The sequence below is a fragment of the Pseudomonas lactucae genome (genome assembly GCF_016937615.1).
Classification (GTDB): Bacteria; Pseudomonadota; Gammaproteobacteria; order Pseudomonadales; family Pseudomonadaceae; genus Aquipseudomonas; species Aquipseudomonas lactucae.
Genome location: NZ_JAFHKI010000011.1, coordinates 1 through 15,752 on the forward strand (window position 1 = coordinate 1; position 15,752 = coordinate 15,752).

The 15,752-nt window shown below is 60.3% G+C and carries 11 protein-coding genes and 4 pseudogenes; 9 read left to right on the forward strand and 6 right to left on the reverse strand.

All coding sequences use genetic code 11. The features are described 5' to 3' along the window. Window positions 1–119: 119 nt before the first annotated feature. A complete protein-coding gene (locus tag JWR98_RS02310; protein ID WP_003175826.1) occupies window positions 120–290 on the reverse strand; it encodes a hypothetical protein in 171 nt (56 codons plus the stop codon). 83 nt (window positions 291–373) lie between these two features. Beyond that, entirely contained in the window at window positions 374–1,222 is an 849-nt protein-coding gene (purU, locus tag JWR98_RS02315; RefSeq protein ID WP_078734488.1) for a formyltetrahydrofolate deformylase, read from the reverse strand. 349 nt (window positions 1,223–1,571) lie between these two features. Here purU and mvaT point away from each other — a divergent pair, with 349 nt between their 5' ends. After that, window positions 1,572–1,946 (forward strand): histone-like nucleoid-structuring protein MvaT, encoded by a 375-nt coding sequence (mvaT, locus tag JWR98_RS02320; RefSeq protein ID WP_003175830.1) that lies wholly within the window; start codon window positions 1,572–1,574, stop codon window positions 1,944–1,946. Between the two features lie 77 nt (window positions 1,947–2,023). Here the strand turns inward: mvaT and sbcB are convergent, their stop codons facing one another. Continuing rightward, window positions 2,024–3,451 carry an exodeoxyribonuclease I gene (gene sbcB, locus JWR98_RS02325; RefSeq protein WP_205489225.1) on the reverse strand — a complete coding sequence of 476 codons (1,428 nt, stop codon included), beginning with the start codon at window positions 3,449–3,451 and terminating at the stop codon, window positions 2,024–2,026. A 168-nt stretch (window positions 3,452–3,619) separates the two neighbouring features. Between sbcB and JWR98_RS02330 the strand changes: the two genes are divergently transcribed. The 6 genes and pseudogenes from JWR98_RS02330 (at window position 3,620) to JWR98_RS02355 (ending at window position 10,284) form a co-directional block, all read left to right on the forward strand. Further along, window positions 3,620–4,312, forward strand: coding sequence for an RDD family protein (locus JWR98_RS02330; RefSeq protein ID WP_042945213.1), 693 nt, complete (start codon window positions 3,620–3,622; stop codon window positions 4,310–4,312). Further along, window positions 4,309–5,289, forward strand: coding sequence for a stage II sporulation protein M (locus JWR98_RS02335; RefSeq protein ID WP_205489226.1), 981 nt, complete (start codon window positions 4,309–4,311; stop codon window positions 5,287–5,289). The genes JWR98_RS02330 and JWR98_RS02335 overlap by 4 nt, the downstream gene beginning before the upstream one ends. Next, window positions 5,276–6,802: a DUF4129 domain-containing protein gene (locus JWR98_RS02340; RefSeq protein WP_078734490.1), complete on the forward strand. Its 1,527-nt coding sequence runs from the start codon at window positions 5,276–5,278 to the stop codon at window positions 6,800–6,802. The genes JWR98_RS02335 and JWR98_RS02340 overlap by 14 nt, the downstream gene beginning before the upstream one ends. Beyond that, window positions 6,799–7,954: pseudogene (locus JWR98_RS02345) on the forward strand (DUF4350 domain-containing protein). Before JWR98_RS02340 ends, JWR98_RS02345 begins: the two are co-directional and overlap by 4 nt. Beyond that, entirely contained in the window at window positions 7,951–8,946 is a 996-nt protein-coding gene (locus tag JWR98_RS02350; RefSeq protein ID WP_078734492.1) for an AAA family ATPase, read from the forward strand. Before JWR98_RS02345 ends, JWR98_RS02350 begins: the two are co-directional and overlap by 4 nt. Window positions 8,947–8,953: 7 nt before the next feature. After that, window positions 8,954–10,284: pseudogene (locus JWR98_RS02355) on the forward strand (DUF58 domain-containing protein). 37 nt (window positions 10,285–10,321) lie between these two features. Here the strand turns inward: JWR98_RS02355 and JWR98_RS02360 are convergent. Together JWR98_RS02360 and JWR98_RS02365 are read right to left on the reverse strand one after the other, a co-directional pair. Continuing rightward, the gene (locus JWR98_RS02360; protein WP_078734494.1) at window positions 10,322–10,684 is read right to left on the reverse strand and encodes a PilZ domain-containing protein; all 363 of its coding nucleotides are present in this window, start codon (window positions 10,682–10,684) and stop codon (window positions 10,322–10,324) included. A gap of 223 nt (window positions 10,685–10,907) precedes the next feature. Beyond that, complete coding sequence (locus JWR98_RS02365) at window positions 10,908–11,282, reverse strand: tol-pal system YbgF family protein (RefSeq protein WP_078734495.1); 375 nt, start codon at window positions 11,280–11,282, stop codon at window positions 10,908–10,910. 175 nt (window positions 11,283–11,457) lie between these two features. On the opposite strand from JWR98_RS02365, the gene pyk reads away from it, so the two are divergent. Beyond that, window positions 11,458–12,909 (forward strand): pyruvate kinase, encoded by a 1,452-nt coding sequence (pyk, locus tag JWR98_RS02370; RefSeq protein WP_078734496.1) that lies wholly within the window; start codon window positions 11,458–11,460, stop codon window positions 12,907–12,909. A gap of 55 nt (window positions 12,910–12,964) precedes the next feature. Here the strand turns inward: pyk and JWR98_RS02375 are convergent. Next, a pseudogene (locus tag JWR98_RS02375) lies at window positions 12,965–13,899 on the reverse strand (iron-sulfur-binding ferredoxin reductase). Window positions 13,900–14,128: 229 nt separating this feature from the next. On the opposite strand from JWR98_RS02375, the pseudogene JWR98_RS02380 reads away from it, so the two are divergent. Continuing rightward, window positions 14,129–15,651: pseudogene (locus tag JWR98_RS02380) on the forward strand (fumarate hydratase). The last annotated feature ends 101 nt before the right edge of the window (window positions 15,652–15,752 follow it).

Below are 15,752 nucleotides of genomic sequence, written 5' to 3' on the forward strand. Positions count from 1 at the left end.
AATCAAATATCGAATTCCGGCCAGCGTGTTTGACGGGGGCGCCTAAGATCAAAATCAAAGAGCCAGAGCCAGAGCCAGAGCAACAACCTAGGAGCAAGAGCAAGCGTTTGTGTAGATACCTATGCGCTTGGAGGGTTGTCCGTCTCCTGCAATTGCTCCCACAATTGGGCGGCGCCCGGAAACTCGGTACCGTCCTCGGCATCCAGTGCATCCGGGTCATAACGGCTCAAGCACCCTTCCCCCAACGTCGCGGGCGCCTTGGCGGTGGCTTTATCGAGAGGGTCGGTCATTGCGCGGTCCTGCCATGCAGTGAAACAAAAAAGGGCCTGAAGCGATTTAACGCCCAGGCCCTTGATTGTTCAACAGGTGTCGGTCAGAACACTACTGTCTTGTTGCCATGCACCAGTACGCGATCTTCCAGGTGGTAGCGCAGGCCACGGGCCAGCACCATTTTTTCGACGTCACGGCCGAAACGCACCATGTCTTCGATACTGTCGCTATGGCTGACACGTACCACGTCCTGCTCGATGATCGGGCCGGCGTCCAGCTCCTCGGTCACGTAGTGGCAGGTCGCGCCGATCAGCTTGACGCCACGCAGGGACGCCTGGTGATAAGGCTTGGCGCCCACGAACGACGGCAGGAAGCTGTGGTGAATGTTGATCACCTTGCCCGCGTATTCGCGGCACAATTGCGGAGGCAGGATCTGCATGTAGCGCGCCAGTACGACCACATCGGCTTCATGTTGCTTGACCAGACGGGACACCTCGGCGAAGGCCGGCTCCTTGTCCTGCGGGTTGACCGGTATGTGGTAGTAAGGAATGCCGTGCCACTCGACCATGCTGCGCAGGTCGTCATGGTTGGAGATGACGCAGGCGATCTCGCAGTCCAACTCATCGCTGTGCCAGCGGTGCAGCAAGTCAGCCAGGCAGTGGGATTCGCGGCTGGCCATCAATACCACACGTTTTTTCTGCTCGGTGTCAGTGATGTGCCAGGTCATCGAAAACTCTTCGGCAATCGGCGCAAACGCCTCGCGGAAGGCCTCAAGACCAAAGGGCAACGTGTCGGCACGAATTTCGTGACGCATAAAGAACCAGCCACTCAGATTGTCCGAGTGATGGCTCGCTTCGGTGATCCAACCGTTATGGGAGGCCAGAAAGTTACTGACCTTGGCAACGATGCCGACCCGGTCCGGGCAAGCGATCACCAGCCGAAAAGTGCGCATTAGGGGAAAACTCCAGAACTTCGCAAAGGCCGCCATTCTAGCGATTGCGCAGGAAAACTGCAGTATTCGTTCGCGCTTATTCTGATCGGGGACGCGTGCATTGCCCCTTAATCGCCCAGGGTTTTACCGCCTTTATATGACGCTACTGTGTCCTTCCAGGCGTGTGGTGATTTCCCGCGAGATTATGTTTCGTTCTACACCGTTGTAATTAACGAGGGCGCAGGGATTTGCCACAAACATTCAACCTAATTCACATAAATGCGGCCTTAAATGTTTACTTGAGGAAACTGCCTGACTATTATTAGCCGACGTTCACTGTCCAATCAGCGCTCTCCATAAGGTAGTCCACATGTCCCTGATCAACGAATACCGTGCAACCGAAGAAGCTATCAAAGAGCTGCAAGCCCGTTTGAAGAACCTGTCCCAAGACGACAAACTGAAAACCGAGCTGGAATTCGAAGGCAAATTGCGCACCCTCATGGGTGAATACTCCAAGTCCCTGCGCGACATCATTGCGCTGCTGGATCCAGAGTCGAAAGTTAAAGCACCTCGTGGCGCCGTGAAAACTACCGGCACCAAGCGTGCTCGCAAGGTCAAGCAGTACAAGAACCCGCACAACGGTGAAGTGATTGAAACCAAGGGTGGCAACCACAAAACCCTGAAAGAGTGGAAAGCCAAGTGGGGCGGTGACGTGGTTGAAGGCTGGGCTACCCTGCTGGGCTAAGCCGACGCGGATACGCAACATATTAAAAACGCCAGCTTGCTGGCGTTTTTTATTGCCTGTCTATTCTGCAGGCCTGATTAGAGATTCAAACGTGCCGCCAAAGAATCGGCATATTCCTGCCACTGCCCCAACACCTGCTGCTGAAACGGCGTCGCACTAAACGCCAACTCCAGCCGGGCCTGTTTAAATGCCTCAAGGGTATTCGGCGCGCCCCACTCAGGGTCTGACAAACGTTGCTGACAGAAAAGTTTCCAACGTTGTTGCTCCTCGCTGTCCAACGTATCGGGGAAGTTACGCGCGCGGTAGCGAAATAATAATTCAGGCAGGCGCTGATCATCAAAGGGCCACTGCGCGCGAGCTAACTGCGATGGCTCAGCCATTCGGACTTGTTCGCATAAGCGCCGATCGCGATCACCGATAAAACCATCGTAGAGCTGCTGTTCCGGGTCCGCATTCGCGGCAAATTCTTCCTGCGCATAAATGGCCGCCAATTTATCGCGCCAAAGTTCCTGTGCGTCAGTTAGCCGCAGTGCTCGCGCCTGATAAATAGCCATGTCCAATTGGAGGCGTTCACGGTCTTCTGCCCGCAACACGCTCAAGGGCGCCACCACCGGGCAACGGTTGACATGCACCAACTTGAGCGGCACCGGCAGCTCCCCTTCGGCCAGGTCATCACGACGGGTATAGAGGCGCTGACGCAGGGTTTCGGCATCGACGTCCAGCAGCCCCTGAGGGTCGAGCCCAAGGTCGCAGACAATCAGCGCATTGCGGTTGCGCGGGTGCCAGGCCAGGGGCAGCACCACGCCCAGGTAATGACGCTCGGCGGAAAAACGTCCGGAGATATGTACCATCGGTTGCAGCAGGCGCACCTGATCCATCACCCGTTGTTTGCTGCGCAGTTGAAACAACCAGTCGTAGAGCCTGGGTTGTTTCTCGCGAACCAGCCGGGCCAGGGCGATCGTGGCGCGCACGTCGGACAACGCATCGTGGGCTTGGCCATGGTCGATGGCGTTCGCGGCAGTCAGGCGCTCAAGCTTGAGCGTCACGCGCCCGTCCTGCTGCGGCCATTCGATGCCTTCCGGACGCAGGGCATAGGCGGTACGCACCACGTCAATCAAGTCCCACCGGCTGTTCCCGCCCTGCCACTCCCGCGCATAGGGGTCGAAAAAATTGCGATACAGGCTGTAGCGCGTCATCTCATCGTCAAATCGCAAGGTGTTATAGCCGGCACCGCACGTCCCCGGGGCAGCCAGCTCGGTATGAACCCGGGTCATGAAATCGGCCTCGGCCAGGCCCTTTTCTTCGAGTATGCCGGGCGTGATGCCGGTGATCGCACACGCGGCGGGGTGGGGCAGGATATCGTCGCTGGGACGGCAATAAAGATTGACCGCGGGGCCGACCTCGTTGAGTTCGAGATCGGTACGAATTCCGGCTACCTGAAGCGGACGATCATTGCGCGGGTTGATGCCGGTGGTTTCATAGTCGTACCAGAAAATGGAGGTCACGGGCTGTTCCTGTACTGAAGATCGACAGAGTCTAGGCGCTGAACAGCATCAGGGGCCAGCCTCAATTCAGCTGTACAAACATCCAGCAAAAAACTTGAGTGATTGATTCCACCGCCGACACTGATAGCATCCGTATCTCCCAGCCGCTCTGCACTGCCAAGGATCGCGATGCCATCAGCCCCATTGGACACCCGCTACCAGATCGAAACCCCGGAGGGCATCGACCTGCCACTGCGCCCGGCCGGCCTGGTTCCACGCGCGTTGGCCTTTACCTTCGACCTGGGCGCGCGCGGCGTGCTCATGGGCGTCCTGCTGGTGCCCTTGGCATTACTCGGCAACATTGGCATAGGCCTGGGCTCGTTGCTGTTGTTCCTGGTCAGCTGGTGGTACATGGTGCTGTTCGAGGTGCTCAATCAAGGCTGCTCGCCGGGCAAACAGGTCATGGGGTTGCGCGTGGTACAGGACGACGGCACGCCCATCGGCTGGTCCGCATCGCTCATCCGCAACCTGCTGCGGTTTGTCGACATGCTGCCTTTCGGCTACTTCCTCGGCTCAATCAGTTGCTTGCAGCATCCTCACTTCAAACGCCTTGGCGACCTCGCGGCAGGTACCCTCGTGGTCTACCGCGAGCTCCCGCTGGCGCGCCCGCAAGTGCCTCAAGCCAAAGCCCTGCGACTGCCTTTTGCCCTGGAACTGAGCGAGCAGCGGGCGATCCTGGCCTTCGCCGAACGCCAGGGCGAACTGTCTGCCGAGCGCACGCACGAGTTGGCCTCGATCCTGGCGACCCCCTTGCAGGTTTCACCGGCACGCGCCGTGGAACAGCTCAATGGCGTGGCCCGTGGCCTGTTGGGGCCGACATGAAACAAAGCCTTTTCGAAAGTCGCCACCAACCGCAATGGCAAGCCTTTGCCGAACAGCTCCAGCAGCTGGAACAAGGCAAGGCCAAGGCCAGTGACAGTGCAGACTTCCCGCATCAATACCGGCGGTTGTGCCAGCACCTGGCCCTGGCCCAGGAGCGCGGCTATAGCAGTTATCTGATTGACCCGCTGCAACAACTGGCACTGCGCGGCCACCAACAACTGTATCGACATCGTGGCCAATTGGCGGCGAACGTGCTGAGCTTCCTGCTGGCAGGTTTCCCACGACTGGTGCGCGAGCAGTATCTTTTCGTATTGGCCGCCAGCCTGCTGTTCTTTGGCAGCCTGCTGGGGATAGCCCTGCTGGTCTACCTGTTTCCCGACCTGATCTACAGCATCGTCAGCCCTTCGCAGGTCGCCGAAATGCAGGCCATGTACGACCCCGATGCCAGTCGCCTGGGCCGCGCCGCCGAACGCGCATCGAGCGAAGACTGGATGATGTTCGGCTACTACGTGATGCATAACATCGGCATCGCCTTCCAAACGTTCGCGGCCGGTTTACTATTTGGCCTGGGCAGTGTGTTCTTCCTGATCTTCAACGGGCTGATCATCGGCGCGGTCTCCGGGCACCTGACCGAAATCGGCTACGGACAGACCTTCTGGTCATTTGTCATCGGTCATGGTGCCTTTGAGCTGACGGCCATTGCCCTCGCGGGCGCCGCCGGTCTGCAACTAGGCTGGGCGCTGATCGCACCGGGGCAGTTGACGCGAGCTGAATCCCTGCGGCTCGCCGCCCATAAAAGTGTGCAATTGCTATGCGGTGTCATGCTGTTCCTGCTGATCGCAGCGTTTATCGAAGCCTATTGGTCTTCCACCACACAGATCGCTCCCTGGGTCAAATACCTGGTAGGTGCCGCACTGTGGATACTGGTGGGCGCCTACCTGACCCTTGCCGGACGGACGCTCCATGCGCCTGAGTGATGCGAGCGTAGTGATCAGACCGCGCACTGCCTGGGAAGCCATGGACCTGGGCGTACTGATGGCCCGTGAATATCGCGTGCTGCTGATGGGCAGTTGGGCGCTGGTGACCTTGCCGGTGCTTGCCTTGCTCACCGCGCTGTTGTGGAAGTATCCCTCCATGGTCATGTTCCTGTTCTGGTGGTTCAAACCGGCATTCGATCGCTTGCCCCTGTATATCCTCTCCAAGGCGCTGTTCGGTGAAACACCCAGCCTCAAGCAGGCCGTGCGCCAGTGGCCACGTCTGCTTAAAGGCCAACTACTGGCCAGCTTGACCTGGCGGCGACTGAGCCTCAGCCGCAGCTTCGTAATGCCGGTCAGCCAGCTTGAGGGGCTGGACGGCGAGGCGCGTCAAAAACGCCTGGGCGTGTTGCAACAACGTAACGCGGGGGCCGCACGCTGGCTGACGATCGTCGGCGTGCATCTGGAAAGCGGGCTCTGGTTTGGCTGCATGGCGCTGTTCTATCTGCTCATTCCACAGCAACTTGAACTGGATTGGGACTGGCAACGTCTGGCGCTGGCGGCGAATGCCGAAGTGCTTTGGCTGTCACACCTTAGCAATGCGTTCTACGCCTTGATCCTGGTGTTTTGGGAGCCCATCTATGTCGCCTGCGGTTTCAGCCTCTATCTCAATCGCCGCACCGTACTCGAGGCATGGGATCTGGAGCTGGTATTCCGACACCTGCGCCAGCGCCTGAGCAGCGCAGTGGCGCTTTTATTGCTGGTGATCGGGTTGACGCTGCAGCCATTCGTAGCGCCCGCAATGGCAGCTGAAACCAAACCCCTGAGCCCCCAGGACGCGAGACAATCGATCAAGTCATTGCTGGAAAAGCCGCCCTTTAAAAATCCGGAAACCGTTACCCGCTACCGGTTCGGCGAAGAACAAAAAACCACGGCGAAAAAAAACAAGGTCCACAGTGACGGAAAGCTACCGGCCTGGCTTCAATCACTGCTGGACAACCTCAACAGCGATGCCTTCAAACACGTCGCACGCGGCCTGGAAGTCGTGCTGTGGAGTCTACTGGTGGGCGGCATCGCCCTGCTGGTGTGGCGCTATCGCGATTGGCTGCGCACGTTTGTCAGTCGACGAGGGCCACGCAAGCCTGAACAGGCCCGGCAGGTACCTGCGCAACTCTTCGGCCTGGAACTGGGCACAGAAACCTTGCCCCTGGATATCGCCAGCGCAGCGGAACACCTCTGGGCCACCCAACCACGGGAAGCCCTTGGTCTTTTGTACCGCGGCCTGCTCAGCCGCTTATTGCATGATTACAACGTGCCGCTTAAAAGCGCCGATACCGAGGGGCAGGTACTGGAACGCGTGCACCAACTGCAGCTACCGCCATTGCTGGCCTTCAGTGATGAACTGACCCGACACTGGCAAAACCTTGCTTATGGCCACCACCTCCCTCCCGCCTCCGCCCAACAAAAACTATGCAGCGATTGGCGCACGCTGTTCAGTTCGAGGCGCACTCAATGAACCGGCCATTGCTGTGGGTACTGTTAATACTGGCGTGCCTGCTCGGAGCGGGCGGCTTTTATGCCTGGCGCAAAGCGATTCCTTACGACGTCGTGGTCGACCGAGGCCCAGCGCCCCAAGCGCTGGCCAACCCTTACCTCGCGGCCGAGCACTTCCTGCGCCAGCAAGGCCTGGTCGTGGAGCATGCCAATAGCCTTGCCCGCCTGGACACCCTTGCATCCAAGGGCAATAGCCTTTTGCTGCTGGGCGAACGAAGCAACCTGTCGCCACGTCAGGTAGGCCAACTGCTGGACTGGGCCAAATCCGGCGGCCACCTGTTAGTGGTGGCAGAGGCGCTATGGGACGAGGAAACCGGCAAGAGTGGTGACTTGCTGCTCGATCGCCTGAATATCCACCAAGCCTTGAGTGACGAACCCGAAGAACCCGTCCCGGCGCGTAAAAAGAACGCGCGACCTGACCAAACTCTATGTCGACAACGAAACCGCCCCGGCCTATTTCAGCTTTGACACCGACTTCAACCTCATAGACCCAGGGCACCTGGCACAGTTTTCGGCCAATAGCGCCCAGTCGAGCCATCTGATGCAACTCGAGGTCGGGAAAGGTCGCGTCACCGTGATCACCGACAGTGACTTGTGGAAAACACCGGACATCGGCAAACACGATAATGCCTGGCTGCTGTGGTACCTGAACCAGGGGACCGCGGTGACCTTGCTGTTCAACAGCGACGTCGACGATCTTCTCACCCTGCTGGTACGTTATTTCCCCCAGGCACTGGTCGCGCTCATAGCCCTGATCGCTCTGGCGCTCTGGCACGCAAGCATGCGGCAGGGCCCGATCCAGGCACCCGCCCCCAGGGCTCGTAGGCAGTTGCAGGAGCACTTGAAAGCCAGCGCCGACTTCCTGCTGCGACGCAACGGCCAAGGCACGCTGTTGCAGGCGCTGCAACATGATATCCAGCGCGCCGCGCGACGCCGCCACCCCGGTTTTGAGCACCTCGACAATACAGAACAGTGGCGCGTGCTTGAACACCTGACGCACCAACCCTCTCATATCATCAGCCAGGCCCTCGGCCCACTCCCGGAAAAGCGGCTGTCCAGCGCCGACTTCAGCCGACAGGTGGCGTGCCTGCAAACCCTCAGGAATGCCTTATGAGTGATTTTCCCAGCGCTACCGCTTTGACCGACGACAACTTGCAACGCGCCACCCAGCAGGCGCAGGCCTTGCGCGTTGAGTTGCGCAAGGCGGTGATCGGGCAGGACCTGGTGATTGATGATGTACTCACCGCACTGATCGCCGGCGGCCATGTATTGCTCGAAGGTGTGCCCGGACTGGGCAAGACCCTGCTGGTGCGTGCCCTGGCCCGCTGCTTCGACGGAGACTTCGCGCGCATCCAGTTCACCCCGGACCTGATGCCCAGCGATGTGACCGGCCATGCCGTGTATGACCTGCACTCGGAACAGTTCAAGTTGCGCAAAGGGCCGGTATTCACTCACCTGTTGCTGGCCGACGAAATCAACCGGGCGCCGGCCAAGACCCAGGCGGCTCTGCTGGAAGCCATGCAGGAACGGCAAGTCACCCTCGAAGGCGAGGCGCTGCCCATCGATCAACCCTTCATGGTACTGGCCACCCAGAACCCCATCGAGCAGGAAGGCACCTACCCTCTGCCCGAAGCGGAACTGGACCGTTTCATGCTCAAGGTGCGCATGGATTATCCCGATGCCCGACAGGAGCTGGAAATGGTGCGCGAAGTGACGCGTTCATCACGCGCCGACATGCTGGATGTGCAGCCGCTGCGCACCGTGCTGCAGGCCGAGGACGTGCTGCAACTGCAACAGGTCGCCAGTGCGCTGGCCCTGGATGAACACGTGCTCGACTACGCCGTGCGTCTGGCGCGAGCTACCCGCAGCTGGCCAGGACTGGCCATCGGCGCCGGACCACGCGCGTCCATCGACCTGGTACGCGGCGCCCGCGCCCGCTCGTTGTTGCGCGGTGGCGCATTTGTTACCCCGGACGATATCAAGGGGTGTGCCCTGGCGGTACTGCGCCATCGCGTACGTATCGCGCCGGAGCTGGACATCGATGGGCTGGAGGTCGATCAGGTACTCAAGCAGATGCTGGATCAGATTCCGGCGCCTCGGCAATGACACGCCCATGAAACCGACCCGCTTGCTGTTGATCTGGCTGGGTGTGCTGCTGGGCTTGAGCATTCTGCTGGGCGCTGCCGAAGCCTTGCAGTTCAAGGTGCCCGATACCTTGCACTCGGTGGTGTGGGGCTTGCTCCTGGCACTGTTGCTGCTCGCCCTGCTGGACGCCCTGCGGCTGCGCCGTCGTGCATCCCCGCAGGTGCATCGGCAGTTGCCGGGCAGCCTGGCACTGGGGCGCTGGGGCGAAGTGCGTCTTGCGGTGGAGCACACTTCCCCACAGCCAGTGACGGTGCAGGTGTTCGATCACGTTCCGGACGGGCTGAGCGTAGAGAGCATGCCGCAGTCCATCCAACTGCGTCCCGGTGAACGCAGTGAGCTAGGCTATCGTCTGCGACCCTTGCGACGTGGGCATTTCGATTTCAGCCGCTGCGAAATCCACCTGCCCAGCCCATTGGGGTTGTGGTCGGCAAGGCGCGTGGTCGAGGTCAAGGATGCCACCCGCGTCTACCCGGATTTCGCCCGCCTATACGGTGCTCAACTGCTGGGTGTGGATAACTGGTTGAGCCAGCTTGGGGTACGTCAACGCCAACGGCGGGGGCTTGGGCTGGAGTTTCATCAACTGCGCGAGTTTCGCGAGGGCGATAGCCTGCGGCAAATCGACTGGAAAGCCACCGCGCGGCAACGCACACCCATTGCCCGTGAATATCAGGATGAACGCGACCAACAGATCGTGTTCATGCTTGATTGCGGCCGACGCATGCGCAGCCAGGATGACGAGCTGTCGCATTTTGATCATGCCCTCAACGCCTGCCTGCTGCTCAGCTATGTCGCCTTGCGTCAGGGTGATGCCGTAGGGCTGTGCACCTTTGCCGCCGACGAGCCGCGCTATCTGGCGCCGGTCAAGGGCAGCAGCCAATTGAACGTGTTGCTCAACACGGTCTACGACCTGGACACCACGCGCCGAACGGCCGACTACCAAGCCGCCGCAAGCCAACTGTTGGCCCGACAAAAACGTCGGCATTGGTGATTGTGGTGACCAACCTGCGTGATGAGGACGACGAAGCGCTGCTGACCGCGGTCAAGCGCATCAGCCGACACCATAGGGTGATGGTCGCCAGCCTGCGCGAGGAAGTACTCGATCAACTGCGCCAGGCCCCCGTGCAAACCCTGCCCGAAGCCCTGGCCTACAGCGGCACAGTCGATTACCTCAATGCGCGGGATGAACTGCATGACCGCCTGGCCGCTCACGGATTGTCGGTATTGGATACCTTGCCGTCAGACATGGGCGCGGCGCTGGTCACACGCTACCTGGGATGGAAAAAAGCCGGGGTATTGTAAAGAAACCGCCCCCGGCCACGGCAGGGCGAATCCCGCGTTATTCAGACAAGGCCTGCAAAGGATCAAAGCTGAAGTAATGCTGCAACGCGCTGATCAGTTGCTTATATTCTTCGGACGCCTCAAGCACACTGAACCCTGAGTCGTAGTGCTGGGGATTGATATCTTCACGGCTCCACAGACAGCTCGCGGTGATATCGATCGGATGAAAACTTCCGTCAGCTTCGGGAAGCTTCAAGCGCAGCTCGAAGTTAACACCCACCATCATCGGCAACTGGCTGATCAACATCAGCCCGTCCTGCGAAACGTTGCCCAAAAAGCCGATGGGCTTGTCGGTGATACGATTAAACACTTGCAGGAAAAAAGTGAGTTGATGCCGCTCGATCCGTCGGTCGGTAAACATGCTGAGATCGCCATCCAATGGCCATGAATTCGGCCGTGCCAGTGATTCGGAACGAGCATATGCTCGCTCTCCCTGGATCTCGGTGTGGCTACGCACTACGTTTTGCCATCAGACATCTGCCGAATCCGGGCCTTGCATTCTTTCAAATAGAAACTTGTACAAACTAATATTCGAAGAATAGCCCAAGACTGGCAACGGGCCAGTCATAAAATGACGAATGCACTCATAAAGAGGCCGGGCGCGGCTGAGCGACGCTTGCCCCGCCATAATGTCCCAGCTGTTGCAGGGTATCCAGTCTCGCACGGGCACGGTAGGCGTACTCGCTCGACGGGTACTGATTGATGATGAACTGGTAGGTCTGCACCGCATCGACGAAGAGTTTCTGCCGTTCGAGACATTGCCCGCGCAGCATCGAAACTTCCGGTTGCACGTAGCGGCGGCTGCGGCTTTCACGGTCCACCTGGGACAACTCCAGGGTGACGCGCTCACAATCCCCGACCTTGTAGGCACGATAGGCGTTGTTCAAATGATGGTCCATCGACCAGCGGGTACAGCCGACCGCACTGACGGCCAGGGCGGCAATAAGCAAAATTCGCATGAGGGTTCTCCTGTCTTGTGCAATATATCGACCCCTCGTCGAAAATCTTCAAGGACGTTCGTTTTTTTCAGCCGCCGCGAAACAACTCAATCGTCAATAAGTAGTGCAAACGAACAATGACTACAACGAAAGAGCATAGTAGCCTTCCCCAGCGCTTGAACTCAGGAGTCTGTGCATGTCCGTCCGTCGTACCAAAATCGTCGCCACACTTGGCCCGGCCAGCAACTCGCCGGAAGTCCTCGAACAGCTGATTCTGGCTGGTTTGGACGTTGCCCGTCTGAACTTCTCCCACGGCACCCCGGACGAGCACAAGGCTCGCGCCAAACTGGTGCGTGACCTGGCTGCCAAGCATGGCCGCTTCGTCGCACTGCTGGGTGACCTGCAAGGCCCGAAAATCCGTATCGCCAAATTTGCCAACAAGCGGATCGAGCTGAAGATCGGTGACACCTTCACCTTCTCCACCAGCCACCCGCTGACCGAAGGCAACCAGCAAGTCGTGGGTATCGACTACCCGGACCTGGTCAAGGATTGTGGCGTCGGTGACGAACTGCTGCTCGATGATGGCCGTGTGGTCATGCGCGTCGACACCGCCACCGGCACCGAGCTGATCTGCACCGTGATCATCGGCGGCCCGCTGTCCGACCACAAAGGCATCAACCGTCGCGGTGGTGGCCTGACGGCGCCGGCCCTGACCGAAAAAGACAAGGCCGACATCAAGCTCGCCGCCGAAATGGAAGTGGACTACCTCGCCGTGTCCTTCCCACGCGACGCCGCCGACATGGAATACGCCCGCAAACTACGCGACGAAGCCGGCGGTACCGCCTGGCTGGTGGCGAAGATCGAGCGCGCCGAAGCCGTGGCCAATGACGAAACCCTCGACGGCCTGATCAAGGCCTCCGACGCGGTGATGGTTGCCCGTGGTGACCTGGGCGTGGAAATCGGCGACGCCGAGCTGATCGGTATCCAGAAAAAGATCATTCTGCACGCACGCCGTCACAACAAAGCGGTGATCGTGGCGACCCAGATGATGGAGTCGATGATCCAGAACCCGATGCCCACCCGCGCCGAAGTATCCGACGTGGCCAACGCCGTGCTCGACTACACCGACGCCGTGATGCTCTCGGCAGAAAGCGCCGCGGGCCCGTATCCGCTGGAAGCCGTACAGGCCATGGCGCGTATCTGCCTCGGCGCCGAGAAGCACCCGACCAGCAAGACCTCCAGTCACCGTATCGGCAAAGAGTTCGAAAGCTGCGACCAGAGCATCGCCCTGGCCGCCATGTACACCGCCAACCACTTCCCGGGCGTCAAAGCGATCATCGCCCTGACCGAAAGTGGCTACACGCCGTTGATCATGTCGCGCATCCGTTCGTCGGTGCCGATCTACGCGTTCACGCCTCACCGCGAAGCCCAGGCCCGCGCGGCGATGTTCCGTGGCGTGTACACCATTCCGTTCGATCCGGCTTCGCTGGCACCGAACGAAGTCAGCCAGAAGGCTATCGATGAATTGGTTAAACGCGGCGTCGTAGAGAAAGGCGACTGGGTCATCCTGACCAAGGGCGACAGCTACCACACCACCGGTGGCACCAATGGCATGAAGATCCTGCACGTGGGCGACCCGCAGGTCTGAGTGAAACGCTGAAAAATAAAAGCCCTGCCATGAGAATGGCAGGGCTTTTTGCATTTCAAATGCCTCGGGGCAGGAACACATCGGCCAGCAGTTGATTGCGCGGCAGCCCCGCCAGGAACAGGCGCTTGGAAAAGGCTTCGACGCTGGCAGGATGCCCGCAGAGCAAGGCCAGCGTTTGCCGCGAAACCACCCGCAGTTGCGCCAATGCCTGGGGCAACTGCGCTGCGGTCCACAATTCCACCGTAAGGTTGGGATGGCTGACGGCCAGCGCCGCCAAGGGTTCGGCCAGGTAATGGCCATCGACATCGTGGGCCAGGTGAATGACGCGGATGGCGCCCTGATGATCCTGGCGCAACGCCTCACGCAGCACGCCCCACAACGGCCCCAGGCCGGTGCCGGTCGCCAGCAGCCAGAGCGGCCGGGATTGCCAGTCGGGGTCGTATTGCAGCGCACCGCCACGCAATTCGCCCAGGCGCAGAGGGTCGCCGACCTGCATCTGTCGGGCTATATCGCAGAATTCACCGGGCAGTCGGCAATCGATATGAACCTCCAGAAAAGCATCCTCCTGGGGCAGGCTCGCCAGGGAATACGGCCGCGCCACCTGCCCGCCCACAGCACCAGATGCTGACCGGCCCGATAGCGCAAACCACGCTCCGGTTGCAGGCGCAGGCGCAACACCGTCGCGTTCAGCCAATCGGCCCCCACCACCTGGGCCGGCAAACCCTCACGCAGCGGGTCAAACGCTTCAACCCGCACATCCCCCGTCACCTGGCACTGGCACGCCAGGCGCCAGCCATCCTGGCGTTGCGCCGGGCTCAGGGCATCGGGCCGCGCGTCCTCCACCTCACCCAGGCAACGCACCAGACAGGCATGGCAACTGCCCGCCCGGCAACTGTAGGGCACGGCCACACCCGCCTGGTTCAAGGCGTCCAACAGGTTGCTGCCGGTGGATACCGACCAGTGGCGTTCGCCGACGTGCAGTTCAGGCATGGAGACTCTCGAATCAAAAAGGCCCGCACAGGGAATCATGCCCGGCAGAGTTTGACCATAGTCGGGTGTATCGGCCACCGCGCCGGGTTATACTGCCGCGCCTTTTTAGCGTCGCGCCAACAATACCTGCTCTTCTTGGCGACGCGCCTTGGAAAGGTGGCTTCAGCCGACCGATGCACTTCACTGAAGCCACCTTTATTGAATGTTCCCTTATAGAGGAGCGCGACTCATGACCGTGATCAAGCAAGACGACCTGATTCAGAGCGTTGCCGACGCCCTGCAATTCATTTCCTACTACCACCCCGTTGACTTCATCCAGGCGATGCACGAAGCCTACCTGCGCGAAGAGTCGCCGGCAGCCCGTGACTCCATGGCCCAGATCCTGATCAACTCGCGCATGTGCGCCACAGGCCATCGCCCGATCTGCCAGGACACCGGTATCGTCACCGTGTTCGTGCGCGTGGGCATGGACGTGCGTTGGGATGGCGCCACCATGGGCCTGGACGACATGATCAACGAAGGCGTGCGTCGCGCCTACAACCTGCCGGAAAACGTGCTGCGCGCTTCGATCCTCGCCGACCCGGCAGCGCGCGCAAGAACACCAAGGACAACACCCCGGCCGTGATCCACTACTCCATCGTTCCGGGTAATACCGTGGAAGTGGACGTGGCCGCCAAGGGCGGTGGTTCCGAGAACAAATCGAAGATGGCCATGCTCAACCCGTCCGACTCGATCGTCGACTGGGTGCTCAAGACCGTTCCGACCATGGGCGCCGGCTGGTGCCCACCGGGCATGCTCGGCATCGGCATCGGCGGCACCGCCGAGAAAGCCGCGGTGATGGCCAAGGAAGTGTTGATGGAATCCATCGACATCCACGAGCTGATCAAGCGCGGCCCGTCCAACCGTATCGAAGAGATGCGCCTGGAGCTGTTCGAGAAGGTCAACCAACTGGGCATCGGCGCCCAGGGCCTGGGTGGTCTGACCACCGTGCTCGACGTGAAGATCATGGACTATCCGACCCACGCCGCCTCGTTGCCGGTGTGCATGATCCCTAACTGCGCCGCCACCCGTCACGCGCACTTCGTGCTCGACGGTTCAGGCCCGGCGTCGCTGGAAGCGCCACCGCTGGACGCTTACCCGGAAATCGTCTGGGAGGCCGGCCCATCGGCCCGCCGTGTCAACCTAGACACCCTGACCCCGCAAGACGTGCAAAGCTGGAAGCCGGGCGAAACCGTGCTGCTCAACGGCAAGATGCTCACCGGTCGCGACGCGGCGCACAAGCGCATGGTCGAGATGCTGAACAAGGGCGAAAGCCTGCCGGTGGACCTCAAGGGGCGCTTCATCTACTACGTCGGCCCGGTGGATCCGGTGCGCGAAGAAGTGGTTGGCCCGGCTGGCCCGACCACCGCGACGCGGATGGACAAGTTCACCCGTCAGATCCTCGAGCAGACCGGCCTGTTGGGTATGATCGGCAAATCCGAACGCGGCCCGACCGCGATCGAAGCGATCAAGGACAACAAGGCGGTGTACCTGATGGCCGTGGGCGGCGCCGCTTACCTGGTGGCGCAAGCCATCAAGAAGTCGCGCGTTGTCGCCTTCGCCGAACTGGGCATGGAAGCGATCTACGAGTTCGACGTCAAAGACATGCCGGTCACCGTCGCGGTGGACAGCCAGGGTGAATCCGTCCACATCACCGGTCCTGCCATCTGGCAGAAAAAGATCAGTGAAAGCCTGGCGGTAGAGGTGCAGTAAGCACTTTTCCTGCAAGGATACAGGCGACTGCGGCCCCAAGGCCCAGTCGCCTTTTTTATGGCGCATGGTATGGTGCCTTCCCTTATTGCAGCTGTTCATAT

What these genes read in the sequence shown, in the direction of transcription:
- JWR98_RS02360 (WP_078734494.1), bottom strand. Translation starts at nt 10,684, where the DNA reads ATGTTTACCGACCGACGGATCGAGCGGCATCAACTCACTTTTTTCCTG.
- JWR98_RS02340 (WP_078734490.1), top strand. Translation starts at nt 5,276, where the DNA reads ATGCGCCTGAGTGATGCGAGCGTAGTGATCAGACCGCGCACTGCCTGG.
- JWR98_RS02365 (WP_078734495.1), bottom strand. Translation starts at nt 11,282, where the DNA reads ATGCGAATTTTGCTTATTGCCGCCCTGGCCGTCAGTGCGGTCGGCTGT.
- JWR98_RS02350 (WP_078734492.1), top strand. Translation starts at nt 7,951, where the DNA reads ATGAGTGATTTTCCCAGCGCTACCGCTTTGACCGACGACAACTTGCAA.
- JWR98_RS02310 (WP_003175826.1), bottom strand. Translation starts at nt 290, where the DNA reads ATGACCGACCCTCTCGATAAAGCCACCGCCAAGGCGCCCGCGACGTTG.
- JWR98_RS02330 (WP_042945213.1), top strand. Translation starts at nt 3,620, where the DNA reads ATGCCATCAGCCCCATTGGACACCCGCTACCAGATCGAAACCCCGGAG.
- JWR98_RS02335 (WP_205489226.1), top strand. Translation starts at nt 4,309, where the DNA reads ATGAAACAAAGCCTTTTCGAAAGTCGCCACCAACCGCAATGGCAAGCC.
- purU (WP_078734488.1), bottom strand. Translation starts at nt 1,222, where the DNA reads ATGCGCACTTTTCGGCTGGTGATCGCTTGCCCGGACCGGGTCGGCATC.
- pyk (WP_078734496.1), top strand. Translation starts at nt 11,458, where the DNA reads ATGTCCGTCCGTCGTACCAAAATCGTCGCCACACTTGGCCCGGCCAGC.
- mvaT (WP_003175830.1), top strand. Translation starts at nt 1,572, where the DNA reads ATGTCCCTGATCAACGAATACCGTGCAACCGAAGAAGCTATCAAAGAG.